Here is a 24,980-nt window from a genome sequence, read left to right on the forward strand (position 1 = left end):
TGCTGGCGCGCCGCACGAAGGGCCCGTCCGTGGCCGATGAGGGTGTGTGATCTTGCCTGCTCAGGCGAGCCGGACGGGCAGTCGGACGGGCTTGTGGGTGATCCCCTGCGTGGTCCAGGGCGCATCCTGCAAGGGGATGGCACAGCGCAGCGCCGGCGCCCGGCTTGTGAGGGCGCGCAGCGCCTCCTGCAGCTCCATCCGGGCGAAAGCGTGGCCGAGGCAGTAGTGCGGGCCGTATCCGAAGGCCAGGTGTCCTCGAGTATCGGTGCCCTTCTCATAGCGGCGGATGTCGAATCGCTCGGGGCAGCGGAATGCCTGCGGGTCGTGGTTGGCCGCGGCGAGGTGTGGCAGCACCACGGTGCCCGGGGGTACGACCGCTCCCGAGGGGAGTTCCACGGTGGTGGTGGCGTGCCGGACCAGCCCGGGGCTGCCAGGCCCGTCGTATCGAAGGATCTCCTCCACTGCCGAGGGGATCAACGCGGGGTCCTCGACGAGGCTCTGATACTGCTGCGGGTGCAGCAGCAGCCGGAACACGCCGCGGGAGACCATCATGGCGGTGGTCTCGTGGCCAGCAGTAATGATCATGAACGCGATGTTGACCAGCTCTGTCTCCGTCAGCTGGTCTCCTTCGTCATGGGCGCGGATGAGCTCATCGAGGAGGTCGTCACCGGGGTTGGCGCGGTGGCTGTCAACCAAGCGGGTCACGTACTCCATGAACGAGGCGTAGGCCTCCATGCGGCCCTGGACGGACTCGCTGCTGGTTGACAGGAAAGCCGTGCTCCAGGTGTGAAAGCGCTGATAGTCGGCGGCGGGTATGCCCAGCACTTGACAGATCATGCGCGAGGCAAGCGGCAGGGCGTACTCGGCCACCAGGTCGATGACTGCGCTGGCGGGGTCGAGAAGCTCGTGTGCGAGGGCGTGGCAGGATTGCCGCCATCGCTCGGCCGCTTGCACGGTAAAGGCGCTGCGGAGGATCCGGCGCTGCCGACTGTGGTCGGGGGGATCCATGTTGAGCAGGACGCCGGGCACGTCCTCGATGGTCAGGCCGTCGATCGGCCGCTGCAGTGCGGGATCGGTGAGATCACGGCTGCTGCCCGGGCAGGCCAGGATACCCTGCACGTCGTCGTAGTTCACGGCCGTGAGGATGTCGGCTCCGCTCGGCATGGTCATGGGGGCGAGCGGAGCGGAGCTGCGGCGCTCGGCCAGGGTGGGCGAGAGGGTGCCGTAGGGGCCTGGCGGCATCGCCGCCCGGGCGGTCTCATGGGTGGCGGTCACAAGGGTCTCCTCGTCTGTTGCTGTGGGACTTGCCGGCATGTGCGCGTCCGGACGCTGACGGCGGCCAGGAAACGATGGGCTCCTCCATGCGGGAAGGCGAGTATCACGCTGGGTCTCATGTGACCCCCAGGGCAGCGGCGATGCCCCTGGCGAGGGTCTCGATGATGTTTGGGACGTAGAAGATGACGCCGATGACGATGGTGATCGCTAGGAACTGCACGAAGCGTGTGATCTCTCTGGTGAACAGGAAGAACAGCGCCACCACCGAGACGGTGACCAGGAATAGCGGTCCGAAGAACCCCCGGAGGAAGTCGGCCAGGCCTTGGGTGTTCAGCTCCTCTGCCGGAGCCGGGGACGGGGACAGCAGGGCGAGGACCTGCGCTACATGGATCACGCTCTCAGCCATCACATCAGCGAGCCGGCCGGAAGCGGTGGGCTGGTGGCGATGAGGTGCGAGCTGTGGCGGGCTGCCGCCGGGGCTTGAGGCGCGCCCGTCCCGGCCTGGCGGAGCCGGGTCACGTTGGCCACTCGCATGCTGGGCACACTCTCTTCACCGTCGCGAGGATCGCCATATATTGGCGATGTTCCTCATCTTTTGCCAATCAATTGGTACACAAGATGTCGCTGTGAATGGGGGTGTGTCAAGATCGATGGCCAATGGATTGCTGAGACCGGTTGATCCGGCAGTATCGACGCCCGTCGCGCCATGCCTGGTGACCAGGTAATTCGTTGCGTCCTTGTCCACTCTGTACCAAGATCTTTCCTCCATGTATGGTGTAGTCGTCCATCTATGGCGGGGTTGTGGCCATGGATGCCCCCTGACGACCCATGAGGTGAGGCGTGCGCCAGATCCGGACAGAGATCCACATCTCCGCTACTCCCGAGCAGGTATGGGCGATCCTGACTGATTTCAAGAGCTATCCGGAGTGGAATCCGCTCGTCCCCGGGATGCGCGGAGAGGCGGTGGTGGGAAGCCGGTTGACTCTGCCCACCGCCTTGAAGCCGGGGAGCTCCATCGTTGTGCCGATGCGCGCGATGGTGGAGGAGGCGACCCCGCCACGACGGCTGGCCTGGCGTACCAGGCTGATCGCCTCCGGCGTTGCCAGCTCACTGCATGATTTCGAGCTGACCCCCGACGCAGGGGGCACGCATGTGCTTCACAGAGAGACCATCACCGGGGCGATGGCCCCGATGATGTGGTCCACGGTGCGCCGGTTTGAGCCACTGTTCCACCAGCTCAATGAGCAGCTGAAGGCCCGCGCGGAAGCGTCGGTCTAAGCCGGGCGTTGCGGGAGGGCCACGGAGCCAGCACCGAGGGGCAACTGGCCGTGAGCGTATTCCCGGGCGATCGCGGTGATCCAGGAGATGCCGCCCGCGATGTCGTCTGGGGTGTCCGGCCCGTAACCCCACATGGAGTGCTCGGTGGCGAGGTCGGGTCGCTGTACGAGAGCCACGGCGATCCAGGCCGCGTGGGCGGCGGCCTCGATCCGCTCCGTGGGCAGGCCGGCGGCCGCGGCTGCCGCACGGGCCTTGGCCAGGACCGTGGCTGACTCGGGCCAGGCCGCCAGGAGCCCGATCGCGTCGTGGATCTCGGTGACTGCGGCGATGAGCCGAGCGCCGATCGGCAGGTCCTCCCGCACGCGGATCACCCGCGGGTAGGCGGTGCGCAACGCGTGCCACAGCGGAGAGATCAGGCGAAGGTCACGGCGAGCCCGATACCAGTTCAGCGGCAGAGACAGTGCTGGCAGGGCCAAGCCGAAGAAGCCGATGAGGTATCCGGGGTAGTTGATGACCGCCGCCAGGTCGGCCGACCAGGGCCAGGGCCAGGGCGGGATGTGGGGAAACCAGGCTCTGAGGGCATCGGGCACCACGTAGAGCAGCGTGTACAGCGAGCGGGTGCCACCCAGATTGCCGATAGCCATGAGGTAGAGGCCGATCCTGGTCAGGCGGGAGGCAGCCGCGCGGCCCAGCAGCGCGAAGGAGACGGCTGCGAACACATAGACGGCCAGCAGGTATCCCTCGTACAGCCCGAGGGCGAGCATTTGCGCAGCCGATGCCCGGTGACCTCCTACGGCGTCGTAGGTGGTCAGGCGCTCCAGGTTGTGGGTGAGGGCCAGGGCTGAGGTGGTGGCGATGAGAGCAGCGGCTGTGGCCCAGACCGGCCACAGCACGCGCACCGGGCGCTGGCCCAGGCTCGCGCGGCCGAGCAGCAGCCAGCAGCCGACCGCGGACAAGGCGATGATCCCTGTGGCCATTTCCACGGCGAACGCGAGACCCGGCCGGTTGCTGACGCGCAAGAGCTCCTCATGGAAGGCGGGTTGCGGCGCGATGGTGGCGTTCAGGCATGCGCTGACCAGCGCAACGCCGATCAGGGCGTGCCGGGGTGATCTGCGGATTCCGGGCAGGCGCAGGAGTGCGATCACCCACATGGGGACCAGGGCGAGAGCGATGATCAGGCTGCTGTTCATCGCGGCCGCTACTCGTCGCGGTAGGGGTTGAGCAGCGGGCCGGCCAGTTCGCGCAAGGCCCCGCCCTGCTCGGGGTTGAGGCTCTTGAGCCCGCCACGGCGGACCCGGTCGCCCAGGGCCGTGGCCAGAGCGTCGGCTTCGCTCTCCAGCCGTCCCCGATCACACAGGGTACGGCCCAGCACGGCCTGGATAGCGGATCGTCCGCCGGGGGTGGGAGGCAGGCCGTGTGCCTGGCGGATCGCGGCGGCGAAGTCGACGATCTGCCGTCCGGCGTCCTCGTCCAGCTCCGCCATGCTGCGCGTCAAGACCAGCAGATCCGCATCCGAGGAGGCCTGGTCGGCGGACGGATACAGGGTCCGAGCGGCGATGTTCTCGCGAGCCTCGGGCTCCTTGTAGTGGCCGAGGACCAGATGCGCCGCCTCATGGAAGATCATCATGAGCTGGTGCGGGGCGGGCACGTAGCCCGCGTATCCGATGATGTCCAGGTCGTTCGTGCGGATGTAGAGCCCGCCCACGCCGCAGGCGTCCAGCCGGGAGAATTGGCCGAGCTGAAAGGGGTGTGCGACGACATGACGCGCCGCCAGGCGGCCGAGCACGCCGCAGAATTGTTCCAGGTCGAAGGGGTCGGGCACCTGGTGTAGCAGTGTGGCGTGCTCGCGCCGTAACTGCGCGAATAGCGTTCGGCGGGGCCACCGGAACATCGGGCCTCCCTCCAAGAGAACGATCAGGGGCCTGGGTGCTGGTGGTCATTGATCCACTGGTGGCAGGCCGTGGACGCGGCGGACCATGTTCGTGAAGTCGATGATCTGCTGCCGGGCGTCCTCATCCAGCTCACCGATGCTGCGGGTGAGAACGTACATCTCCGGGGTGGGCCCCGTGCTTGCCGCATCGGACGCCGCGCCGGCGTCATCGCCGCCCGACGGCGCGCTCTCGCCGGCCCAATAGCCGAGCGGCACATCGGGAAACAGCGTTTGCAACGCGCCCATGGTCTTGGCGGTCGGATTGGTCATCTCGCCTCTTTTGGCGCGGCCAACCTGACTGGAGCTCCAGCCCAGCGCCGCCTGGAGCTCCTTGTCGCTCTTGCCGGTCAGAGCACGCTGGATCCGTTCCGCGATCACGCGCTCCCGAGCTGTAGGCGCATCACTCTTGCCTGCCACGATCCCCGCTCCTCACGGTCACACCTCCATAGATGAAGGCTCCGATCGAGGAATCTCACAATACATGGGCGGGAGATCTTGACACATCCCCTGCCTCATATACATCGTGTTCAACAATAAATGAGTGCTTTATCACCAAACTCACCCATATATGGGCGAGTTTGGTGGCGGCCGGAAACCTGCGCAGCGGCCTGCTCACAACCGATCACCGTCGCCCCCCGTCCTCGGAGATGCAACGATGCCGTTGAACGACCCTCTGCCCATGCGGTCAGCCAACGCCGGTTCCTTAGCCCTGGTGGCCTCCCGCGTCTGCCGGCGCGCTCTGCCCGACGCCTGCGCCGTGCGAGTGAGCGAACTCGCCGCCGGCGAGGGAGTGCACATCTGGCTGGACGGCGCCCCAGCCCCTGCGGCGTCCGGCTGGGCGGCTCTGCACCGCCTCCAGCGCCAACTGCAGCTCCTCGGCCTGCATGTGGAGCTTGAGCGGGACGCCCGCGGACTGCTGGTCCTGGGATGGAGCGTGCCGTCCCTGATGCACCGCGCGCGTCAGCTGCGTTCAGCCCTGGACCACCGGCTCAGCGACTTCCAGACCACCGCGCACGTTGCCGTCGCCCACGCCGCTGAGCTGTGTGCGCGGCTAAACGACGGCGGTGATGATGATGCCCTCCTGGTTGCCCAGACCTGCGCGTTCGTGTGCGAGCAGTTGCGCTGGCCGGGCTTGCTGGCTGACCTGGACGGCTGGATGCGCCACTCCGACCTGCCCGAACACCAGGTCCTGCTCGCCCAGATCATCGGCCTGGAAGCGAAGATCGCCCACAGGTGTGCCGAGCATCTGGTGTATGCGCGGCTGCTGGCCACGTCGGCCTGCCGCCTGGCCCGCAGCGGCGATCTGCATCGAGCCCAGCAGCGCGTGCTGACGGCTGCCGCGCCATGGCTGCGCGCCGGCGAGTTGCTGGCCCAGCGTGCGGTCCATGGCGGGGACCCACTGCCGCTGGTGGCCGGCGGGCCGGTGGCCAGCCTGACTGACCGGCTCATCGCCGTGAGCGTCCCCAACCACGGCCGCGCGCCGAGCTGGACGGGCCCGCGATGGTCGTGACCGTCGGGCCGGGCCATGCTGTCGCGTCGCCGCGGCCGCGCGCCTCCGCGGGCGCCTCGCACCGCCGCCCGTCGTCGTCGCAGGTGCTGGTGCGGGCGGTCGGTGCCGCCGTGACGGGCCTGGTGATGGCCGACACGCTTGCCTCCACCCTGGTGCTGCCGCTGCTCGGCCAGGATCCGATCACACGAGGCGTGCCGCTGGCGCAGCTCAGCCTGCTCACCACCGCCTACCTCGCCGCCATCGCCGCGCTGCTGACTCCGGCCGGACGCCTGGCGGACCTGATCGGCCGGCGCGCCGTGCTGGCCGTGGGCCTGGCCGTCTTCACGGCCGGCGCGTTCACGATGGCGTTCGCCTCCAGCTGGGCGCTGCTGCTGATCGCCCGCCTGGCCCAAGGGGTGGCGGCGGCGATGATGCTGCCGTCCGCGCTGGGGCTGCTGCTGAGCCGGGTGGGGGATCAGCAGCGCCGCGGCGCGGCCGCGCTGTGGGGCGCGGCCACCGGCGCCGGCGGGCTGGTCGCGCACGCATTCGGCGGGCTGATGGCCGACACTCACGGGTGGCGGGCGCTGTATCTGCCGGTGGGCACCACCGCCGTGGCGCTGCTGCTGCTGGTGGCGGCGCTGCCGCGCACGCCGGCTGGTGAGCGTCGGCCGCTGAACGTGGTGGGAATGCTCGCCTCGGCGGCCGCCATCGCGGCAGCCGTGCTGCTGCTGTCCTGCGGCGGGTCGTGGGGGTGGACCTCGCCCGCCACGCTGGCGGCGGCCGCCGTGATGGTGAGCGGCACGAGCCTGGCCTTGGCCCGCACCCGCCGCCCCCCTGTGGGCGGCCGGGCGGGCGGCCCGGCGGGCGGTGGGGAGGATGCGCCGCTGTGGCGCTGCCCGGGGTTCTCCTGGGGGCTGCTGACGTCGCTGCTGTACGGGCTGCTCGCGTTCCCGCTGCTAGCGGTCGCGCCGCTGGTGCTGCGCGAAGGCGGGATGAGCCCCACCAGCGTGGGCGTGGCGCTGGCGCCGCTGTCGGCCGCCGTCATGCTGGCCAGCACGCTGGTGGCGCGGGCGGCCCGCCGCGCCGGCACATCCTGGATGGTCTACGCCGGCGCCTACCTCAGCGCCATCGGCCTGGTGGTGTTGTACGTCGCCCCGCAGACCTCGCTCGGTGCGCTCGCCGGGCTGGTCGTCACCGGTGTGGGGTTCGGGTTCATCTCCACGACCGCGACCATCGCGGGCACCCTGGGCGTGGCCCCCTCCCGCTACGCCACCGCCATCGGTTCGATCACCACCGCGCGCATGCTCGGCGGCGCCATCGGGCCCGCGGCCGCGCTCGCTTACCTGACGTCGACCGGCCAGGACCCGGGTGAGGGCTACCCCGACGTGCTGGCCGGCGGTGTCGGCTTGAGCCTGCTGCTGGGGGTGCTGTCGCTGGCGCGCCGCATCCGGCACACCAAGAGCGCGGCGGTGATCTCCGCCCCGCCGGCCCCGCCCGCGCTGGCCGCGCTCGCCGCGCGGCCGGGGGAGGTGGAGCGGCTGCGGCAGACGCTGCAGCGCCAGCGCGCCCGCCTGGAGGCCATCGCCCGCACCGCCGAGGAAGAGCTGATCACGCTGAGCACCCGCACCGATTCCAGCCGCGGACGCGCCGCTGCCTGGAACCCGTCGTCGTCGTTCGCCCCGCCCCCGCAAGGAGCACCATGACCGCCCTGGACATCGGCGCGCCCGCACCGCGCTACCGCATGCCCTACCCCGCCCCCCTCACGGCCCCCCTCACGGGCCCCCTTACGGCCCCGGCCCCGCCGCCGTCCATGCCGACCGCCCCGCCGGTGATGTCACCGGTCGGCTGGGACTGGGACGGCCGCGTCGACACGCTGCCGCTGCTGCGCACCACCGACATCCGCTCGATGGAGCGGCTGCGCGCCATCCGCGACTACGCCCACCGCGGCATGGCCGACATCGACTTCCTGCTCGACCTCCTGGACGCGGCAGGCGGCCCGTCGGTGGAGGGAGCCGGCTCACTATGACCTGCCTCCACAGGCCGGCCGCGGCGGCCGCCGTCATGGCGGCACCGCTGGCCGCGATCGGCGTCCGTACCGTCGTCGGCACGCTGACCTGCGACGCCTGCGCCTGGACGGACGCCCTCACCGCACACCAGGTGCGTCACGTAACCGCCCAGCACGCCGGCGGCGCCGCCGCACTGGCCACCGCCGCCGCCCGCATCGGCGGGCAGCTCACCGCCCTGCTCCTGGGCCCAGACGACGCGCTGGCCGACGCCCTGGCCGGCATCTACGACGCCGCCAGGACCCAGACGCCGATGCTCGTGCTCCAGCTGCAGCCCAGCCCAGACACCACGATGGCCTGGGCCGAGGCCGAACTGCTGGAGGCGGCCGGGGCGCTGGTGCGGGACCTGCCACACCTACGGCACGCGCCTGCCCTGCTGCCGGAGGCGGTTCGGGCGGCACGCGAGCACCGCAGGCCGGTCGTGGTCACCGTCTCCGCGCCCCACCCTGCCAACACCCCCGCCGACGACGGCGCCGATCAGGACGCCGATCAGAGCCTGGAGCACCTGCCGCTGGACCTGCAGGCGGTTCCGGTGGCCGACCCTGCCGCCGTGGAGGACCTGGCCGGACTACTCACCCAGGCGCGCCGGCCACTGTTCATCGCCGGCCGCGGCGCCCGCGCCAGCGGCGCCATGCTCGAAACCCTGGCCGACCAGGCAGCCGCGCTGCTGGCCACGACCCTGGCCGCGCACGGCATGAGCGAGGGCAACCCCTGGCACATCGGCATCGCCGGCGTGCTGTCCACACCGGGTATGGCCGACCTGATAGCGGCCGCGGACGCGGTCATCGGCTGGGGCTGCAGCCTCAACGACTGGACCACCTGCCACGGCACGCTGCTGGCGCCGGACGCCCGGGTGGCGCAGGTCGACATCGACCCGGCCGCGCTCGGCGCCCACCACCGGATCGATCTCGGCGTTGCCGGTGACGTGGGCCGCACCGCCGCAGCGGTCCGGCGGATCCTGCCGCCGCAAAGCGGCTATCGCAGCGAGAGTGTGCGCCGGCGCATCGCCGAGCAGCGCAGCTGGCACGACATCGGCTACCAGCCCATGCTGGACGGCCAGGGCCGCATCGATCCGCGTACGCTATCCCTGCTGCTGGACACGCTGCTGCCCGCCGAACGCACCCTCACCGTCGCGTGCGACAGCATCGTCGGCTACCCGATCAGCTATCTGCGGGTGCCCGACGCTGCCGGGTTCGTGCTCGCGCCGGCACCTCATCTCGCTCTGGCCGGAGGCATCGGCGCGGCTCTGGCCAGAGCGGACCGGCTGGCGGTGACCACGCTCGATGCGCGTGGCGCCCTGACGGCCGCCGCCGAGCTCGAGACGGCGGCCCGGCTGCACGCCCGCCTGCTGATCGTCGTCTACGACGAACAGCCCGGGATCGACTTCGAGCAGATCGCCACCGCGCACGGCTGCGCAGCCGGGGTGGTCCGTTACGCGGAAGACCTCAGCCTGCTGTCGCAGTGGCTGGCCCAGCCCGCGCCGGGTCCCCTGCTGCTGCACGCCCACACCCACCCGCAGGCGTGGTGGCGCCAGCACAACACCCCGGCATCCACGACGGCGCCCTGGAGCGCGGCCTGATGAGCCACCTGCCGTTGGGAGCGCCGCAGCCGCCGTGCCGCCTGGCCGGAGCCCTGTGCTCCTGGCGGCCGCGTGCCATCCCGACCTACGAGCCGTACGCCACGCACCCCCGCTAGCCACCCGTCCTCGTCGATCAATAGGAAGCCCTCGCCATGACGCCTACCGCATTCCCCGCCGTGCTGCACGTTGATGCGCATACGCTCACCCGCATCCTGCTCGCGCACGACGGCTCCACCACCAACCTCCTGGCCACCGCGATGCAGGAGCCCCTGAGCATCCGGGTGGTGCTCCAGGCCAGCCGTCCCGCCGCCGGCGTGCTGGCGACGAAAGCCCTTGCGCGGATGGGCGCGGCCAGTGACGACCTCATGATCCTGCGCCGATCCCAGCTCATCCTGGCCAGGACCGGCGTCGCCGTCACGGCCAACAAGGTCGTGCTCAATCCGCGCCATCCTAGCGTGGCCCCACTGGTCGACGGCATCGATGTGCCCATCGGCCCGCTGCTGGCCGCCTCCCGTGTCGAGCAGCATCGAGAGCTGCTCGACACAGGGGTGCGCCGCTGGTCATGGGGTCCTCCGGAGCCGGTCAGCCAGACCCCGATGAGCGTCTGGCGCTCCTACGTGATCGTCCTGCAGGGACGGCCCGCGCTGTATGTCGAGGAGGTGTTCCATCCGGACCTCATCCCCGCCCTGCCCAGCATGCTCGACGACCCCGGCTTGATCGACGAGCCCAGCGGCCTTGGCCAGGCCGGATAAGCCCATCACACCCACCCGCCTCGGAACACGACCTCACCCGCCGATCCCAGCATCCTGACGTAAAGGACACCGCCCCGATGCCGATGCCTACCGCCGACATGTACCTGCCGCCGCCACCGCCCGCCAGTGCTTTCGACTGGCAGGTCGCCCCGGGCAGGATCGCGCTGCTCATCCAGGACATGCAGTACCACGTCCTGCGGCCCTACACTCCCACCGCCCCGCCAGCGACCGACCTGCTGGCCAACGCGGCCGCGCTGCGCGAGACCTGTCACGAGGCCGGCATCCCGGTGCTGTACTCGGTCGAGCCGGGAGGACAACACCCTGATGAGCGCGGGCTCCTGACCGACCGGTGGGGACCCGGCCCGAGCACGGATCACGCCGACATCGACCTGCCGCCGGTCCTGGTGCCGGGCCTGTCCGACCGGGTCATCGTCAAGCGGCGCTATTCGGCGTTCGTCGGCACTCTGCTCGATGAGGTCCTGGACGAGCTGGGCCGCGACCAGCTGCTCATCTGCGGGCTGCACGCACACATCGGGGTGCTGGCCACCGCGCTGGACGCGTTCATGCGCGACATCCAGCCGTTTGTCGTCAGCGACGCGGTCGCCGCCTTCACCCCCGAGCAGCACGTGATGGCGCTGCGGCATGTCGCCGACTGCTGCGGCCGGGCGCTGTCGACTGAACAGGCCAGAACCGAGCTGCGCACGCCACAGCCCGCACTCGCCCGCTGACCCGCGCACGCACACCCCTATCTGCTCCAACGGCCGGCGCACCCCGCGAGCCCACCACTTCCGGTCCGCACAAGCGCCGCCCCGACCCTGACCCCAGCCGCATGCCGAGGGAGTTCTCCGTTGACGTGGCACGCACTGACCGACGACGCTCGAGCGGCCATCGAAGAGGTCTGCCAGGCTCACGGAGCCGCCCTGTTCGACTACTGCCGCACCGAGCTCACCGCCGACGACGCCGAACGGGCCGCCTGCGGCGCGCTCCTGTCCGCCCACCAGCACGCCGGCCGGCTGGCCGACACCGAGCACCTGCGCGCCTGGCTGTATGCGCTGGCCCGCGCCCACCGCACAGCCCGTGCCGCCGCCAACCCGGCCGGCGCCGGATCGTGGAGCCGGCCAGGCGTGGCCGAGCCGCTGCTGGGCGAGGCCTTGGCCGCCCTGCCGAGGCTGCATCGCGAAGCGCTGGACCTGGCCCTCCGGCACGGCCTGACCGACGTGGAAATCGCCCTGATCTTCGACGCGGGCGCGATCGAGATCGAGCACCTGGTCACCGACGCCGCCGGCCAGGTGGAGACGTGGATCGCCGCCGTCAATGCGGCCCGCGCCGAGGGCGGCTGCCCCGCGCTGGCCGATCTGGCTGCCGAGCCGGGCGCCACCCTGGCGCGCCGCCGCCGCGCCGCCATCGCCCGGCACATCGCCGTCTGCCCGACCTGCCAGGCCGCTCCGCGCACCGCCGGCGCCGACACGCTTGTGACTCAATTGCCGATCGCCGCGGCACCTGCCACCATGACCGACCGGCTGGCCGAAGCCGCCCCGCTCGCCCCGGAGGTAACGTGGCGCTCCGACGGCTTCCCCGCACAAGCCGACACGCTGGCAGAGGCGCTGGCCGAGGCGTTGACCACCATCGTCGGCCCCGTCCCGGCGGGGCCCACCACCCCGCGGCCCACCACCGGAGCCGTCCCCGCCCCGGCCGCCGGCAAGGACGACTTTCGCGCCTGGGAGCGGCGCAGCCGCGACAGCGAAGAGTTCTGGTCACGCCGAGATGACGAGGCCGATCCTGAGGCAAGGCTGACGCTGCGGCCGCTCGTGCCCGCCCTGCGCGTCAGCGGCCTCATCGCCGCGGCGGTGGCCAGCGTGCTCGCCGCCGGCGCGGCCTGGTCGGCTCTGCAGCCCGATCAGCCGTCGGCGACCGTGGCCCCGGTGGCCGCCCCGGCCACCATCACCCTGCTCGGCAGCCAGCCCCCGCCGCTGGACCCGCTCCCGGAAGATCCGCCCGCCGAGCAGCCGACCCAGCGGCCCACCAGTACGCCCACCGCTGCCAGGCCGACCGGCCCTGCGACCAAACCTCCGGCCTCGCGCAAGACCAGCCCGCCAGGGCATCCGGCCAAGGCGGCGACCGACATCCGGCCGGAGCCCGCCCGGACGCCGCCCATCAGGAACGGCGGACCGCAGGATCCGCCCCGGCCCACCCGCCAGCCGACCGCCTCCAGCACCATACGGAAACTGCCCAAGCCGCCATCCCCGACGGCCAGCCTGTCCCCGTCGTCGCTGACGCTGGGCACCAGCCGCTCCGGCTCGTTCACGCTGCACTGCACCGGCACCTGCCAGGTCACCTCCGCCTCCGGATCGAACGGCATCACCGTCTCCGGCACCCACGTCAGCGTCTCCGCGCCCCGCTCCCGGACCGGCTGCACCTCCACCACCGAATCCGGCACCGCCACCATCTTTTGGAACGGCACCACCAGTGGCGACGGCCGCACCAGCGAAGGCACCACGACCGGCGGCGGCACCCTGATCCTGTCTGTCTCCTGGACAGTCGAGGCCGATAAGGGCACCTGGGTGGCCACCGGCGACTTCCACCCGGCCACCCAGGGCTACTGGTCGAACTGCCCCAACGGCTGAGCTCTCGCCAGGCTCGCCACGCACCCCCTTTGGAGAAGGAAGACGTGAAACAGTTCCTCAGCAGCATCTCCCGGCGGGAACGGCTATTCGCCGCCGCCGGGACCATCATCGCCCTGGTGCTCCTGCTGCCTGTCGTCGCCGTCGCGGACCCTGGTCTCGTCCCCGGCACCGGGCCCGGGGCGGGCGCCTCGTCCACTTCCGAGCAGCCGGTCGATGTCCAGCGGGGCGACTCCTGCCGCAACATGCTCCCCGCCGACACTCCCAACTACGTGGTGTGCCGATGGCTGACCCCGCCGCAGGACGCCGCGCAGGTGGCCGAGTTCTGGGGGGCCGACAACGGTGCCAACCTCGAACGCGCCCAGCCGCTGCCGGCACAGTTCATCCGCTGCAACCGCAAGACCGATCTGACCAAGATCTCCACATGCAAGGGCGGCGAGACGTTCTGCCAGCAACTGCCCAACGCCAGCGGCTGGTACCGGTGCACCAACCGCGTCACCCGCAAGGTCACCTACGAGGGGTACGTCAACGGCAAGTGGGTCGCACGATCTGTGCCACCCCCGGCCACTTGGCCGTCCCGCACGCCGACCCCTACCCCGACGATGGTCACCGCACCCCCGCCCAGCATCCCGACCCAGGGGCCTACCGTGTCGGCAAGCGCCACCCCAGTCGGCACCACTGACCAGACCGAGCCGCCACCCGACGGCAACCCCTCCACCTCGGCGACCACGCCCGCCGCCACCTCCTCCGCGGTTCCGACGGTGAGCAGCGAACCGACCGCCACCACGCCCACCGGCGAGCCGACCGCCGCCCCAGCGGCCGACGACAGCCCCGCCGGCCAGGCGATCGCGGCCGCTGCCGCGGTGCAACCTCGGCTGCGTATCTGGGTGGAGACCGATCTGGCCGACGACTACGCCGCCGGCGACAGCCAGTTCACCGCGGCGCTGCAGGCCCTCATCGCCGCCGCCAAGCGGCCCGGCGTGGTCGGCGTCAAGTTCGCCGACAACCTCGGCTACAGCGGCTTCACCACTGCCCAGGACGTCATCCGCTTCCTCACCCGGGCCGGCCAAGCCCTGCGGGCCGCGCTGCCAGGCAAGCAGCTGGCCATCGGCGTGGTCGTGGCGGAGCTGGGCTGCGGATCGTCCAAGGAGTGCATCCAGGCCATGCGGGCCAAAGCGCCGCTGGCCACCAAGCAGCAGATCGGCCGCTACCTCAAGACTCGCGCCGTCGACCGGGTGGAGATCTCCAGCGGGCTGTTCGGCCGCAGCTACAGCCAGTACCAGGTGCCGGATCCGAAGACCGGCAAGTCCGTCCCGATCACGCCGGAGCTGGCCGCCCGCGCGCAATGGATGAGCATCCGGGCGCTGGAGTGGGACACTCTCGCTCAGATGCGCGCCCGCGAGTACGGCCTGGCCCACATCGGTGACACCTCGCCCTGGGACAAGACACAGGCCACCGTGCAGATCGACGCCCGCGTCGGCGCCGCGATCGCACTCGGCCTGCCGTCCATCACGCTGTGGGGACACAAGAGCGATGACCAGGGGCAGACCTATCGCCTGCTGGATGCCGGCTGCCAAGACAGCGGCCCGGCCAGCAACGCCATGTGGAGCGCGCTGACCGGCCAGGGCATGCGCGGACGGCTCGCGCTCGTCTTCGACCCGGCCTCCACCGAATGCGGCATCGCCGCCGACATCGCCGCGCTGGCCAAGGGCGTGAGCGAGATCTTCATCCTCGTCTGACCCGCCACCCCACCCCTTCATCTCACTGTGGAGAGCTCCAGGCCAGATGCCACCCGACGAGCCGCCTCACCTGCCTGACGGGCGCCCCTATCCCGGCTACGAGGGGCCGCGTGGCTTCTCCGACGTCGACGGCGGCTACCCGATCGAGGAAGACCTCATCGAGGAAGATGCCACGGGCGCCGCGCAGGGCGGCAAGCAAGTCCAGCCGGCGCAGGACCCCGAGGCAGACTCACTCGTGCCGCCGGCCTCGCCGGTGGCCGGTCGCCGGTTGCATAACCCGCTGCCGGCCGCCGCTCCCTCCGACGATGACGCCTTCTGGTATGGCCCGGAGCCGGAGCGCGTCACCTGGAAGGTGATCGCACCCATCGCCGTGTTGCTCGTCTGCGCCGGTCTCGGGGTGTGGCTGGCCATTCCCTCCGCCACCGAGCAGGGCGCTCAACCGCCTCCGGCCTCACCTACCCCCGGGCGGACGCTGTCCCAGCGCCCAGTACCGGACCCGGCGACCCGGTGGCCCACCCCTACCTGGCGCACTCCCACGTCCTCCACGCCGACCGTGCGCCGGACGCCCAGGACGAGTGCGACGCCGGCTCCTACCCCCTCCCGCGTGTCCTCTCCGCCTCCGGCCCGTCAGTCCACCACGATCCGGCCCTCCGCCACTCGGCCGCCGCAGCCACAGCCGACGGTGACCGTCACCAGGAAGGTGAAGGTGACCGTCACGCCCACCCCCAAGCGCACCCGGCCTCAGGACGGGCCCGAAGAACCACCCGGCCCGCCTACGCGTCCGCCCGCCAGTCCGCGGCCATCGCCCACGTGCGTGACCTGGGGCGATTGCCACGACACCCCTCCGAAAGGCTGACCGTGCCCCACCAGCGTGGCCCCCGTCAAGGTGGCCGATGACGGGCGAGCCGTTGATGCTGGCCGCAGTGCGGGCTGCCCCGGCTCCGCCGCCGTTGGCCGTCGTGATCGGGCTCGCCGTGGCCGCGCTGATTGCCGTCGTGATCGTGGATCGGCTGCGCGACCCGCGCCGCCGTCATGGGCTCGCGCTGCGCTGGCGGCTGCTGTGGCGGATGTACCCGGGCCGCGGGTATGCCCGGCGGCTGGAGCTGTATCGGCATTACGGGCTGCCGGCCGCCCGCAAGGTCGCCCGCCAGGCACGCCCCTCCCTGCACAGCTGGTGGGTACGGCGCGTGGTGCACCACCGGGAGATCGCCGTCTTCCTCGGCTGGGCTCAGGGCTGGATCTGGCGTTTCCGCGTCTATGCCACCCTCGAGGACAACCTGCTCGCCCTCGCCCCGCAAAAGGAGGGCAAGACCGCCCACCTGGCCGGCCGGGTCATCGACGCCCCAGGAGCGGTGATCGTCACCAGCATCCGCGACGACATCGTGGAACTCACCGCCGGGCTACGCCGCGGCCTGGTGCACCTGTTCAACCCCGAACAGGTCGGCGAGTGGCGCAGCACGGTCCGCTGGTCACCCGTCGACGGATGCGACGACCCCGCCACCGCGATCCGGCGGGCCGCCCACATGGTGGCCGCCACCGACACCGGCGGCCTGTCCGACCAGGGCTTTTGGACCAACCAGGCGGCCATGGTGCTGGCCGCCCTGCTGCACGCCGCCGCCCTGGAGGGCCTGACCATGGCCGAGGTCGACGCCTGGGCGCTGGACGAGGACCCCACCCCGCTGACGATCCTCAGCCGGCGCAGGCCCGGCCTCAACACCGACCGCGCCGCCGCCCAGGTGCGCCGCTACCACGCCCTGCACGTCCGCACCCGCGACAGCATTTTCCTGACCCTGCGCCAGGTGCTGCAGTGCATGGACGATCCGGCCACCGCCTGGACCCTGTGCCCGCCCCCCGGCGATGGCCTCGATCTGGAAGACCTGCTGCGCCGCCGCGAAACCCTCTACCTCATCTCCGGAGACAGCCTCAGCCCGGCCACGCCCATCCTGTTCAGCGCCCTGGTGGCGGAGATCCACCACACCGCTCGCGAGCTCGCCTCCCGCCGACCCAGCCGCCGCCTGGACCCGCCCGTCACTTTCATCCTGGACGAGGCCCCCGAGATCTGCCCGATTACGCAGTTGCCCAAATGGCTGGCCACCGCCGCCGGATCCGGGTTCTGCTTCCTGGTCGGCGGCCAGTCCTGGTCGCAGTTCGAACACCGCTGGGGCCCGCACGGTGCCAAGACCATCTGGAACAACACCAAGGCCAAGATGCTGTTCGGCGCGACCAGCGACGTCGACGACACCGAAACCATGTCCAAGCTCTGCGGCCAGATCTCCCTGCCGTACTGGGAGGCCTCCGTCGACGCCTCCGGCAAACGCATGCGCACCCGCCGCTGGGAGATGGTGCCGGTCCTGCCCCCGGAAGAGGCCCGGATGCTGCGCACCTGGCGGGCCTTGGTCGTGCGCCGCAACGCGCTGCCCACCATCGTCCGCATCGAGAAGGTGTGGAAGCGAGGCGACTACAAACGATGGCGCGCCAAGGACGGCCACATCCCGCTGCAGCGCCTCGGCCCGCCCCCAGCAGCTGGTCATGCCATCGGTCGCCCGGCCGACCAGCAGCAGATCGGCGGGCCCCGGGCGGGCGGCCGCCAGGCACGCACCGCCCGACCGTGGCACGCCGCCGGGCCGGGCAGCGACCTGTGACCAGCACACCCCGCCACGAAAGCGGCGTCGGCGGCGCCGCGGGCGATGCGAACGCCGAGATCATCGCCGACCTCGCCGCCGAACTTGAGCAACTCGCCACCGTCGTGGCTGGCCTGGCTACCGCCCCGCCCAAGAACCGAGCCACGCCGTCCGAGCCGCCCCCGCGGCCCTGGTCGTGGCTGCGCATGCCGCACGCCGACAAGGCCGACCGGCTCGCCGAGCTCGGCGACTGGCTGACCCAGGTGCTGTTCGCCTGGCCCGCTGCCCAGCGCGCGATCCTGCCGTGCTGGATGCGCCACTGGGACGTGATCGAGGAGCTGTCGATGCTCTACTGCTGCTGGCGGACTGCCTATCTGTGGGAGGAGGCCACCGCCGGCGACGCGGCGGAGTTTCTCGACCGGTGGCTGCCCGGCGCCGTCGCCCGGATCGAGGTTCGGCTACGCCCCTGCGGCCAGGGCCACCATCCCGACGGGGCTCGCCGCGACGACACCGCCGCACTCGCGCTGGTCGTGGACGAGCTGCGCTGGCTGTAACGCTGCACGTGCGAGAACGAGATGTTCGGCATCGAAATCTGGAGCTCCCAGCTACTGAGGAGAACCGGGGGCGCGTTTTCACAAATTGCCTGGTTACTCGCCTGCCCGGTCCGTAGCGGCGCGCGCCCGTGACGGCGATCAGAAACCGACCTCATCACATCTTGATCTTGAAAAGGGTGGCAAGGAACGTCGCGTCCATGCCGAGGTAGGCCATCAGCCCTCCGACGATGAGACCGACGACGATTACCCCGCCTTTCACGATCACCCGGAGCGCCTCCGTGGAGACGTGGATGCCCGGATCGAGGTCCGGTGGAACGGCCGGGCGTAGACGGGCAGATGGATGGGACGGGCGGGCAGCAGTCTTGCGCACCGAATTTCTCCTTTGAGCCGAAGGATGATCACCGCGCCCCAGGAGTAGCGCGGCTGATTGAGCTGACGCTGAAGCGGGGATGTGGGAACCGCGTGCGGGGCTGTCTGCTGACCACTGTCGTACCAGGCCCCAAAGGGCATCAATGCCGCGGCGGCAATGTCCCGAACACCGAGGCAATGTCATCGTTGAGAGCACTCAGCTGGGGCCCCATCGCCAGGCGCAGGTGTGGACGCGCGTCGTCCAGCTCCAGCCCAACGCCCCCAAGGGGGCAGACCAAGTAAGCCGGAAGGGGCTAATAGGGCTGGTCAGAGCCGGCCACGGGACCCGGTGATGATCAACGGCCGGGCCTGCCCGAGCTGGAGGGATCCGCCAGTCTTCCGGGGGTTGGGGCGAAGCACTTCGCCTGCCGGCCCCTCCGGGCCGACGGCTACGCGCCCAGCCGACCTCGTGCGTCCGTCCCGTGCGGCCACTTGGCGTTCATGAATCTGTCGTGTCCGACCGGTCCCGGCGACGAGATTTTTTGAGATGGTCCTTCTGGTATCGGCCTCGCCCCCTTGACCAGGATCTTCCTGGCCGAGGACCGCTGCCAGGAAGGGTCCCCGATGCGACGAGCTGCCGCCATGCTCGCCTCCGCCGTCACGGCCTTACTTGCCCTCACGCTCATCGTAGGACCAACGTCAGCGACCCCGTCCAACATCCCCAGCGCCTCTACGGCCACCAGCCGGCTCGCCGCGCTGACCGTTGCCGCCGAATCTCACCAGTCCACCTACGACCGGGACCTGTTCCCCCACTGGATCACCATCAGCGGCACCTGCAACACGCGAGAGCAGGTGCTCAAGCGGGACGGCATCAACGTGGTCACCGACTCCTCTTGCGCCGCCGTCTCCGGCTCCTGGTACAGCCCCTACGACGGCGCCACCTGGACCGCCGCCTCCGACGTCGACATCGACCACATGGTGCCGCTCGCCGAGGCATGGAGCTCCGGCGCCTGGGCCTGGACCACCTCCAAGCGCCAGACCTACGCCAACGACCTCGGCGGACCCGAACTGTGGGCGGTAACCGACAACGTCAACCAATCCAAATCCGACCAGGATCCCGCGGAGTGGCAGCCACCACTGGCTTCCTTCGACTGCACCTACGCCAGGGCCTGGATCCAGGTGAAGTGGTACTGGGGCCTCAGCGTGGACTCCGCCGAGAAGAGCGCATTGACCAGCATGCTTGCATCCTGCTGACCCCGAACTCGCGCGCGTTGGGCCACAGCACTGATTGTCGCAATCCGGCGAGCTAATCGCCGCTACCTGGATCTGCTGACGCCGGCCATCAACGCAATCAACATCTTCTTCACTGACCGCCGTGATCTGCACGGTCAACATCGGGTCGAGCCGAGATAACGGGAATTCCGGCCATGGGTGGATCTTGAGCGCTCTGACCTGCTGCAACGTCGAGGGGGTTCGAGCTCCGCCGTACGACTCGGGGCCCCGAATAACTGCCCGCCTCCGCTCAGCGCTTCCGCCAGCGCTTCCGCCAGTGCTTCCGCTCAGCTCTTCCGCTCACCCAGGACGCAGAACTCGTTGCCCTCCGGGTCGAGGAGGGTCACCCAGTGCTGCTCGTCCTGCACGGTGTCGACGCGCCGGGCACCGAGGGAGAGCAGTCGGGCGACCTCGGCCTCCTGGTCGTCGGGGCGGAAGTCGGGGTGGAGCCGGTTCTTCGACATCTTGCCCTCGGCGACAGGCACGAAGAGCAGCCCCGGCATCCGGTCCGGCTCAGGCCGGATCTCGATGATCTCCTCAGATTCGTCGACCACAACCCAGCCGAGAGCCTCGGCCCACCAGCGCCCGAGAGCGACAGGGTCGGCGGAGTCGACGATGATCTGTTCCCATTCCAGTGCCATGGGCTTGAGCATAGACAGGACCGGCGGCCCGGCCCCGGAGGGGTCGAGCCGAGATGCGAGCAGAAGCGGCCAACGGTCGCTCATGTTCGTGATCTCGGAAGTGGACTGGGCTAGTTTCGGAGTCCTGGAGTGCGGAATCTCGGAAGTACGGCCTGGAATCCACTTCCGAGATTGGCTCATCTCGGAAGTACGGCTGGCCCCGAGTCGTACGGCGGAGCTCGAACCCTCTCGACGTTGCAGCAGGTCAGAGCGCTCAAGATCCACCCATGGCCGGAATTCCCGTTATCTCGGCTCGACCCGAACATGGGCTGATCGCCAGGGGCAAGATCACAGGCTTGGGAACAGGCACGAACAGCAGGGGCGACTGTCGGAGCCGGCGCGTACCGTTGCGGCGTCGGACACGGACCTCAACCACGAAGGCGAGGTGCCCAGTGACCATCCCACAACCGGCAAACACCTCCAAGGCGGGCGCCTCTGCACAAGCCGCCTACCGTACGCGCCTGGACGCCACACGCACCCGCCGATGGACCATCCGCGCCGCGCTGTCCCTGCTCGCCGGTGTCGTGGTGTGGTGGCTGCTCGGCTGGCAGGCCGCCCTCGTCACCGCCGCCGCCGTCGCTGCCACGGACTTCCTCCATCACTGGCGCCGTCACTCCTCAACAACGGCCTGGCGCAAGGGCGCCGCCGGAGAACGGGCCACCGCCCGCCGGCTCCGGTCTCTGGAACTGGCCGGCTACACCGTGCTGCACGACCGCGCGGTTCCACGCAGCCGCGCCAATATTGACCACCTGGTCATTGGCCCGACCGGTGTGTTCGTCGTCGACTCCAAGAAGTGGGACCGCCGGACGACGATCAGGTCCGGCGGCGGCGCGCTCTGGGTCGGCCGCACCCCGATCGACAAGATCACTCGTTCTGTGGCGTTCGAGGCGCGCGCCGTCAGCGAGGCGCTGCGCTACGCCATGGGACGGCCGGTCGACGTCGTCACCGTCATCGCTGTACACGGTGCTCGCATGCCCCGCTGGGGAGCCATCAACGCGGGGGGCACCACGCTCCTTCGGGCCTCGCGTTTGCGCGGCTGGATCGCACGCCATCCGCGTCAGTACACCGCTGACCAAGTGGCGACCTTCGCGGCGGCCGCCGAGCAGGCGCTACCTGCGTACGTGCCCAAGTAGCCGGCAGGGGTACGGAGTTCGATGGTTCGGTGCTTGCTGCCGGGCGGCCACTGGTAAGCATGAGCGTGTGCGGTGGCGTGTCTGGAGGGGCGCTCGCACCTGAGGCGCCCGGTCGGCAGCACGTGCGGGAGCCCGATCGGACGTCTCCACTCGGGTCGTCCCGATAGCTGATCGGTGTCGGCCGGCTGCCGCTGTGGGGACGAGGTGGCGGGGGCTTGATCGTTTGGTGCGCCAGCCGCCGACTGGAGCGGACGCCACATTACAGACCTAGTGTCCGCTTTGTATAGATTTTGGGTGTGGCGACATGGCGAGGACCCGACGGCATCCAGGTCGAGGTCATCATGCTCAACAGAGCGCCGCTCTACAAGATCACACAAAGGGTGAACGGCCGTCGCTACTTCCTCGCCTACAGTTCAGACGTGGACGGGTTGCTGCCGTGGGTGGACCTCGGCGACCTAGTCGAGGTCATCCCCTTCCCAGCCACCGGCTAGGCGGCGTCCAGCGGCCCGCCCCTGGCCGCCCGCATCAGCGCCCTCTGCGCCATGAGCAGGTTCTCGACCGTCTCGCACCAGGCGAGGCTGTGCAGCTCCGACAGCCTTGCTTCACGTTCCCGCTGGGCTGCGACGAGTTCTGGCGGGGCCATCGGAGAGCTCGGCCCGGCCGTCGAACAGGTTCACCATCGAGGGGTTCCTGTAGTCCCGGGAAATTTTGGTCGGATTTCGCTGACCTGCATTGATGCCGGTCCCGCCGCGGCGGGAAGCCGCGGTTCGCTTACTCGACGGAAACCTGCGTGGTAGTCGTCAGTTTCATGATCGCGGCTCCTTCTCCTTGGGAGCGCCCTTGCGGGCGACCGCTCCACTGACCCAAGCGGGTGCGGGTCGTCGCCATCCCAAGATGCTGTTGGGGCGGCGCCAGCCCGGCGAAGTGGCGGACCAGGCAATGCTCCCGTGCCCGCCCCCCAACTGCACGCCCTGGTCGACGGCGCGGCCGGGCCGCTGGCCGATACCAGGTCCATTGCTTGCCGAGCTCGGCGAGCTGAGCGTTGACCTCGTGGCGGTCCCAGGCCGCGACGTCCCAGCAGCTGGTGCCCAGCACGTTGCGCGCCTGGCGGTACTTCCAGCCCTTCTTGTGCCGCAGCACGCGCAGCAGGTCGGCGAACCCTTCCGGGCCACCGCTGTCTTCGGGCGGGCAGGCGCGGCCGCCGGTTTGTCGGGATTCCGTTCGGGACTGACGTCCCCGAACGGCGGCGCACAATGGCATCCCGGGCTAGGCCTGGGCAGTTAACGCGATACGAGACGGCGACTCTAAGTAGAGCATGGGGCACAAGCCTTCAACTGCGCGGTCGGCACACCCCCTTTCTCGCCAACGTCGACGGGACAACTGATGGACGCTGTACTCATCACAGCCGCGCTAGCGGCTGTCGGCTATCTGCTGAAGCTGCTGACCACCTGGGTTCGCGAGCGTTCGATTCAGCAGCGCGTGCTGGCCATGGCCATGCTCCCGCCGGGGAGCCAGTACGCCGACGCACGAGCGGGCGTGAGAATACAGATCGGATCCGCCCCCAGCGGATTGGCTCCCGGCAAGCCGACGGGTGAGGTGCTGTGAGGCCAGACGGTCGATCAGGAGCGCCTTCGACGATCGACACGAACGCCTCGGATCCTCTTGAGGAACTCGACAGCGATCTCCTGGACTTCGCCGAGTGGTACCAGAACAACCTCGGCGCATTGGTCTGGTTCGCGATGCTGCTGGGTGCCAGACGTCACGAAGCACTCGACCTTACCCACGATGCTCTGGTCGCCGCCTACCCGCATTGGGCGACCATCGCTCGTCCTCGCGCCTACGTCAGGGCCAGCATCACCCGGGCTTATCGGCACAGACGAAACATCGCCGACAAGGAATTTCCTGTTGATCAAGTTCCCGACCATGTCGCCAGGCCCGATAACGCCCTCGATGACATCGAGTTCGACGATCAACAACAGCGGGTGCTCAACATGATCAGACAGTTGCCGTGGCGTCAGCGCCAGATCATGGCTTGGACTCTGGACGGGTACGCGCCTGGAGAGATCGCGAAGATGCTCGGCTTGCGAGGCGGAACAGTGCGCGTCAACCTCCTCAAGGCCCGCAACGCACTGAAGAACCTTCTCGTTGAGGGAGGCCCTCATGCGTGACCGCCGGACGACGCCAAGCCACACTCGCGTCGAGATGCTCGATACCGAACTGGACCAGATCCTGGCCGACTTCCACACCACGGGCCAGGCGACGGTGACTCGGCAGCTGAACATGCGTACAGGACTGCGTGGCGTCATCGATGAGGCCACTGGCGGTCAATCACGTCAACCGGCGGATGTCGCACAAGATGGGCTCAGATGGTGGGAGAAGTGGCTGGTACTGCCGGTTTGCTCTCTTCTGTCAGGGATGCCGATGGCGCGCCTGGTCCATCTGCGGGAGCGTGGCCGAGCCGTCCGCCTCGCCATGGCCACCGCCGCAGTAGTGACCATGGTCGGCGGCATGAGCGTGCTGTTCAGCGCTGCTTGCACCGACCCTGTCGCGTGCGGTGTAGACAAGACGACCGAGAGATTCGGGCCGGCGGGGCTGGAGTCTGGTTTGCCCAGGTTCTTCTACAGTCTGGGTACCGCGGATGCGGCGGCCCTCAGCTCGCACGACAGGGTGGTGCCCTTCAATGTGGATTCGCCGCTCAGGTACTCGCTTGGCACGCTGGCCAGCGTCCGGAACGGGGTCGTGCAGGTCAATGGGCTATGGCCGGGCGGAGAAGACATCGAATTCCGCCGTATCGACCTTGACGACACGACTGTGGCGTTGAGCTCCGATGGACGCATGCTGGCAACGGGCGGCGCCGATGGGGTCGCCCGGCTATGGGACATCCGCACCGGCAAGACCGTACGTACTCTGCCCGAACACGGCAAGGGGATCACCGCGGTGGCCTTCAGCCCAGACGGGCGCACCCTGGCGACCGGCGGCGCCGATGGGGTCGCCCGGCTATGGGACATCCGCACCGGCAAGACCGTACGTACTCTGCCCGAACACGGCAAGGGGATCACCGCGGTGGCCTTCAGCCCAGACGGGCGCACCCTGGCGACCGGCGGCGCCGATGGGGTCGCCCGGCTATGGGACATCCGCACCGGCAAGACCGTGCTTACTCTGGCTGGCGAACGCGTGCGTACTCTGCCCGAACACGGCAAGGGGATCACCGCGGTGGCCTTCAGCCCAGACGGGCGCACTCTGGCGACCGGCGGCGCCGACGGCCTTATCCGACTCTGGAATATCGAGCACGGCTCGATGATTCGGTCCCAGGACGTGAGCAGCGGAGGCATGGCTGCCGTGGCATTCAGCACAGATGGCCAGGTCATCACGTACGTGACAATGACTCCACGCGCTGACGATTGAGGCGCGAACCCGAAGTGGATCCGCCACACATGTTGCCAGTGGGCACCAGCATGGGCGGATGGGTGATCTAGAGCCAGGTGTAGTTGTCGTCGGTGACTGCTGGCAGGGCGGCATTGACAGCGGCCACGACATACTCCCCATAGGCGGCCATTTAGCGCCCCACTGACGGCCACGGGATTCCCCACGTACGGCCAGATACCTCCCCGGTTCGTCCCGTCCAGACCTGGACGGTGATCATCGT

The 24,980-nt window shown here is 69.8% G+C and carries 27 protein-coding genes; 18 read left to right on the top strand and 9 right to left on the bottom strand.

Annotated features, from left to right (window positions below; all coding sequences use genetic code 11):
• Nucleotides 1–60: 60 nt before the first annotated feature.
• Together Q9G87_RS58560 and Q9G87_RS58565 are read right to left on the bottom strand one after the other, a co-directional pair.
• Nucleotides 61–1,275, bottom strand: coding sequence for a cytochrome P450 (locus Q9G87_RS58560; protein ID WP_305925363.1), 1,215 nt, complete (start codon nucleotides 1,273–1,275; stop codon nucleotides 61–63).
• A gap of 115 nt (nucleotides 1,276–1,390) precedes the next feature.
• Nucleotides 1,391–1,681 (bottom strand): hypothetical protein, encoded by a 291-nt coding sequence (locus tag Q9G87_RS58565; RefSeq protein ID WP_305925364.1) that lies wholly within the window; start codon nucleotides 1,679–1,681, stop codon nucleotides 1,391–1,393.
• 434 nt (nucleotides 1,682–2,115) lie between these two features.
• Between Q9G87_RS58565 and Q9G87_RS58570 the strand changes: the two genes are divergently transcribed.
• Nucleotides 2,116–2,553 carry an SRPBCC domain-containing protein gene (locus Q9G87_RS58570; RefSeq protein ID WP_305925365.1) on the top strand — a complete coding sequence of 146 codons (438 nt, stop codon included), beginning with the start codon at nucleotides 2,116–2,118 and terminating at the stop codon, nucleotides 2,551–2,553.
• Here Q9G87_RS58570 and Q9G87_RS58575 read toward each other — a convergent pair.
• From Q9G87_RS58575 to Q9G87_RS58585, 3 genes are read right to left on the bottom strand one after another with little or no spacing between them, the layout of a single operon-like run.
• On the bottom strand, nucleotides 2,550–3,743 hold the full coding sequence (locus tag Q9G87_RS58575) for a DUF6545 domain-containing protein (RefSeq protein WP_305925366.1): 1,194 nt from the start codon (nucleotides 3,741–3,743) through the stop codon (nucleotides 2,550–2,552). The genes Q9G87_RS58570 and Q9G87_RS58575 overlap by 4 nt on opposite strands.
• 8 nt (nucleotides 3,744–3,751) lie before the next feature.
• The gene (locus tag Q9G87_RS58580) at nucleotides 3,752–4,444 is read right to left on the bottom strand and encodes a hypothetical protein (protein ID WP_305925367.1); all 693 of its coding nucleotides are present in this window, start codon (nucleotides 4,442–4,444) and stop codon (nucleotides 3,752–3,754) included.
• Between the two features lie 45 nt (nucleotides 4,445–4,489).
• Nucleotides 4,490–4,900 (bottom strand): helix-turn-helix domain-containing protein, encoded by a 411-nt coding sequence (locus tag Q9G87_RS58585; RefSeq protein ID WP_305925368.1) that lies wholly within the window; start codon nucleotides 4,898–4,900, stop codon nucleotides 4,490–4,492.
• Nucleotides 4,901–5,162: 262 nt separating this feature from the next.
• Between Q9G87_RS58585 and Q9G87_RS58590 the strand changes: the two genes are divergently transcribed.
• From Q9G87_RS58590 to Q9G87_RS58640, 11 genes are all read left to right on the top strand, one after another.
• Nucleotides 5,163–5,993, top strand: a complete 831-nt coding sequence (locus Q9G87_RS58590) for a hypothetical protein (protein WP_305925369.1) — start codon at nucleotides 5,163–5,165, stop codon at nucleotides 5,991–5,993.
• Nucleotides 5,984–7,675, top strand: a complete 1,692-nt coding sequence (locus tag Q9G87_RS58595) for an MFS transporter (protein ID WP_305925370.1) — start codon at nucleotides 5,984–5,986, stop codon at nucleotides 7,673–7,675. Before Q9G87_RS58590 ends, Q9G87_RS58595 begins: the two co-directional genes overlap by 10 nt.
• A complete protein-coding gene (locus Q9G87_RS58600) occupies nucleotides 7,672–7,998 on the top strand; it encodes a hypothetical protein (protein ID WP_305925371.1) in 327 nt (108 codons plus the stop codon). The genes Q9G87_RS58595 and Q9G87_RS58600 overlap by 4 nt, the downstream gene beginning before the upstream one ends.
• The gene (locus tag Q9G87_RS58605) at nucleotides 7,995–9,614 is read left to right on the top strand and encodes a thiamine pyrophosphate-binding protein (protein WP_305925372.1); all 1,620 of its coding nucleotides are present in this window, start codon (nucleotides 7,995–7,997) and stop codon (nucleotides 9,612–9,614) included. Before Q9G87_RS58600 ends, Q9G87_RS58605 begins: the two co-directional genes overlap by 4 nt.
• A gap of 152 nt (nucleotides 9,615–9,766) precedes the next feature.
• Nucleotides 9,767–10,366, top strand: coding sequence for a chorismate pyruvate-lyase family protein (locus Q9G87_RS58610; protein ID WP_305925373.1), 600 nt, complete (start codon nucleotides 9,767–9,769; stop codon nucleotides 10,364–10,366).
• A 77-nt stretch (nucleotides 10,367–10,443) separates the two neighbouring features.
• Nucleotides 10,444–11,094: an isochorismatase family protein gene (locus tag Q9G87_RS58615; RefSeq protein WP_305925374.1), complete on the top strand. Its 651-nt coding sequence runs from the start codon at nucleotides 10,444–10,446 to the stop codon at nucleotides 11,092–11,094.
• A gap of 120 nt (nucleotides 11,095–11,214) precedes the next feature.
• Nucleotides 11,215–12,990, top strand: coding sequence for an RNA polymerase sigma factor (locus Q9G87_RS58620; protein WP_305925375.1), 1,776 nt, complete (start codon nucleotides 11,215–11,217; stop codon nucleotides 12,988–12,990).
• Between the two features lie 44 nt (nucleotides 12,991–13,034).
• Nucleotides 13,035–14,726: a hypothetical protein gene (locus tag Q9G87_RS58625; protein ID WP_305925376.1), complete on the top strand. Its 1,692-nt coding sequence runs from the start codon at nucleotides 13,035–13,037 to the stop codon at nucleotides 14,724–14,726.
• Between the two features lie 46 nt (nucleotides 14,727–14,772).
• On the top strand, nucleotides 14,773–15,582 hold the full coding sequence (locus tag Q9G87_RS58630; protein WP_305925377.1) for a hypothetical protein: 810 nt from the start codon (nucleotides 14,773–14,775) through the stop codon (nucleotides 15,580–15,582).
• Between the two features lie 37 nt (nucleotides 15,583–15,619).
• Complete coding sequence (locus tag Q9G87_RS58635; protein ID WP_305925378.1) at nucleotides 15,620–17,368, top strand: type IV secretory system conjugative DNA transfer family protein; 1,749 nt, start codon at nucleotides 15,620–15,622, stop codon at nucleotides 17,366–17,368.
• Nucleotides 17,365–17,901, top strand: a complete 537-nt coding sequence (locus Q9G87_RS58640) for a hypothetical protein (protein ID WP_305925379.1) — start codon at nucleotides 17,365–17,367, stop codon at nucleotides 17,899–17,901. Before Q9G87_RS58635 ends, Q9G87_RS58640 begins: the two co-directional genes overlap by 4 nt.
• Nucleotides 17,902–18,055: 154 nt before the next feature.
• Here the strand turns inward: Q9G87_RS58640 and Q9G87_RS58645 are convergent, their stop codons facing one another.
• On the bottom strand, nucleotides 18,056–18,271 hold the full coding sequence (locus tag Q9G87_RS58645; protein WP_305925380.1) for a hypothetical protein: 216 nt from the start codon (nucleotides 18,269–18,271) through the stop codon (nucleotides 18,056–18,058).
• A gap of 602 nt (nucleotides 18,272–18,873) precedes the next feature.
• Between Q9G87_RS58645 and Q9G87_RS58650 the strand changes: the two genes are divergently transcribed.
• Nucleotides 18,874–19,503: an HNH endonuclease family protein gene (locus Q9G87_RS58650; protein ID WP_305925381.1), complete on the top strand. Its 630-nt coding sequence runs from the start codon at nucleotides 18,874–18,876 to the stop codon at nucleotides 19,501–19,503.
• A 305-nt stretch (nucleotides 19,504–19,808) separates the two neighbouring features.
• Here Q9G87_RS58650 and Q9G87_RS58655 read toward each other — a convergent pair whose 3' ends face one another.
• On the bottom strand, nucleotides 19,809–20,162 hold the full coding sequence (locus Q9G87_RS58655; protein ID WP_305925382.1) for a VOC family protein: 354 nt from the start codon (nucleotides 20,160–20,162) through the stop codon (nucleotides 19,809–19,811).
• Nucleotides 20,163–20,593: 431 nt separating this feature from the next.
• Here Q9G87_RS58655 and Q9G87_RS58660 point away from each other — a divergent pair, with 431 nt between their 5' ends.
• On the top strand, nucleotides 20,594–21,334 hold the full coding sequence (locus Q9G87_RS58660; protein WP_305925383.1) for a nuclease-related domain-containing protein: 741 nt from the start codon (nucleotides 20,594–20,596) through the stop codon (nucleotides 21,332–21,334).
• 296 nt (nucleotides 21,335–21,630) lie between these two features.
• A complete protein-coding gene (locus Q9G87_RS58665) occupies nucleotides 21,631–21,825 on the top strand; it encodes a hypothetical protein (RefSeq protein ID WP_305925384.1) in 195 nt (64 codons plus the stop codon).
• Here the strand turns inward: Q9G87_RS58665 and Q9G87_RS58670 are convergent.
• Together Q9G87_RS58670 and Q9G87_RS61240 are read right to left on the bottom strand one after the other, a co-directional pair.
• Nucleotides 21,822–21,977, bottom strand: a complete 156-nt coding sequence (locus tag Q9G87_RS58670; RefSeq protein WP_305925385.1) for a hypothetical protein — start codon at nucleotides 21,975–21,977, stop codon at nucleotides 21,822–21,824. The genes Q9G87_RS58665 and Q9G87_RS58670 overlap by 4 nt on opposite strands.
• A 128-nt stretch (nucleotides 21,978–22,105) precedes the next feature.
• The gene (locus Q9G87_RS61240; protein WP_371826009.1) at nucleotides 22,106–22,594 is read right to left on the bottom strand and encodes an IS1096 element passenger TnpR family protein; all 489 of its coding nucleotides are present in this window, start codon (nucleotides 22,592–22,594) and stop codon (nucleotides 22,106–22,108) included.
• Between the two features lie 123 nt (nucleotides 22,595–22,717).
• Here Q9G87_RS61240 and Q9G87_RS58675 point away from each other — a divergent pair, with 123 nt between their 5' ends.
• The 3 genes from Q9G87_RS58675 to Q9G87_RS58685 are packed head-to-tail and all read left to right on the top strand — an operon-like array spanning nucleotide 22,718 to nucleotide 24,739.
• Entirely contained in the window at nucleotides 22,718–22,939 is a 222-nt protein-coding gene (locus Q9G87_RS58675; RefSeq protein WP_305925386.1) for a hypothetical protein, read from the top strand.
• Nucleotides 22,936–23,502: a sigma-70 family RNA polymerase sigma factor gene (locus Q9G87_RS58680; RefSeq protein ID WP_305925387.1), complete on the top strand. Its 567-nt coding sequence runs from the start codon at nucleotides 22,936–22,938 to the stop codon at nucleotides 23,500–23,502. Before Q9G87_RS58675 ends, Q9G87_RS58680 begins: the two co-directional genes overlap by 4 nt.
• Complete coding sequence (locus Q9G87_RS58685) at nucleotides 23,495–24,739, top strand: WD40 repeat domain-containing protein (protein ID WP_305925388.1); 1,245 nt, start codon at nucleotides 23,495–23,497, stop codon at nucleotides 24,737–24,739. Before Q9G87_RS58680 ends, Q9G87_RS58685 begins: the two co-directional genes overlap by 8 nt.
• Nucleotides 24,740–24,980: the final 241 nt, after the last annotated feature.

The organism is Nonomuraea turcica (assembly GCF_030718205.1).
Lineage (GTDB): Bacteria > Actinomycetota > Actinomycetes > Streptosporangiales > Streptosporangiaceae > Nonomuraea.

What these genes read in the sequence shown, in the direction of transcription:
- Q9G87_RS58630 (WP_305925377.1), top strand. Translation starts at nt 14,773, where the DNA reads ATGCCACCCGACGAGCCGCCTCACCTGCCTGACGGGCGCCCCTATCCC.
- Q9G87_RS58655 (WP_305925382.1), bottom strand. Translation starts at nt 20,162, where the DNA reads ATGGCACTGGAATGGGAACAGATCATCGTCGACTCCGCCGACCCTGTC.
- Q9G87_RS58575 (WP_305925366.1), bottom strand. Translation starts at nt 3,743, where the DNA reads ATGAACAGCAGCCTGATCATCGCTCTCGCCCTGGTCCCCATGTGGGTG.
- Q9G87_RS58600 (WP_305925371.1), top strand. Translation starts at nt 7,672, where the DNA reads ATGACCGCCCTGGACATCGGCGCGCCCGCACCGCGCTACCGCATGCCC.
- Q9G87_RS58590 (WP_305925369.1), top strand. Translation starts at nt 5,163, where the DNA reads ATGCGGTCAGCCAACGCCGGTTCCTTAGCCCTGGTGGCCTCCCGCGTC.
- Q9G87_RS58605 (WP_305925372.1), top strand. Translation starts at nt 7,995, where the DNA reads ATGACCTGCCTCCACAGGCCGGCCGCGGCGGCCGCCGTCATGGCGGCA.
- Q9G87_RS58615 (WP_305925374.1), top strand. Translation starts at nt 10,444, where the DNA reads ATGCCGATGCCTACCGCCGACATGTACCTGCCGCCGCCACCGCCCGCC.
- Q9G87_RS58580 (WP_305925367.1), bottom strand. Translation starts at nt 4,444, where the DNA reads ATGTTCCGGTGGCCCCGCCGAACGCTATTCGCGCAGTTACGGCGCGAG.
- Q9G87_RS61240 (WP_371826009.1), bottom strand. Translation starts at nt 22,594, where the DNA reads ATGCCATTGTGCGCCGCCGTTCGGGGACGTCAGTCCCGAACGGAATCC.
- Q9G87_RS58685 (WP_305925388.1), top strand. Translation starts at nt 23,495, where the DNA reads ATGCGTGACCGCCGGACGACGCCAAGCCACACTCGCGTCGAGATGCTC.
- Q9G87_RS58670 (WP_305925385.1), bottom strand. Translation starts at nt 21,977, where the DNA reads ATGGCCCCGCCAGAACTCGTCGCAGCCCAGCGGGAACGTGAAGCAAGG.
- Q9G87_RS58595 (WP_305925370.1), top strand. Translation starts at nt 5,984, where the DNA reads ATGGTCGTGACCGTCGGGCCGGGCCATGCTGTCGCGTCGCCGCGGCCG.
- Q9G87_RS58610 (WP_305925373.1), top strand. Translation starts at nt 9,767, where the DNA reads ATGACGCCTACCGCATTCCCCGCCGTGCTGCACGTTGATGCGCATACG.
- Q9G87_RS58565 (WP_305925364.1), bottom strand. Translation starts at nt 1,681, where the DNA reads ATGGCTGAGAGCGTGATCCATGTAGCGCAGGTCCTCGCCCTGCTGTCC.
- Q9G87_RS58650 (WP_305925381.1), top strand. Translation starts at nt 18,874, where the DNA reads ATGCGACGAGCTGCCGCCATGCTCGCCTCCGCCGTCACGGCCTTACTT.
- Q9G87_RS58635 (WP_305925378.1), top strand. Translation starts at nt 15,620, where the DNA reads ATGACGGGCGAGCCGTTGATGCTGGCCGCAGTGCGGGCTGCCCCGGCT.
- Q9G87_RS58675 (WP_305925386.1), top strand. Translation starts at nt 22,718, where the DNA reads ATGGACGCTGTACTCATCACAGCCGCGCTAGCGGCTGTCGGCTATCTG.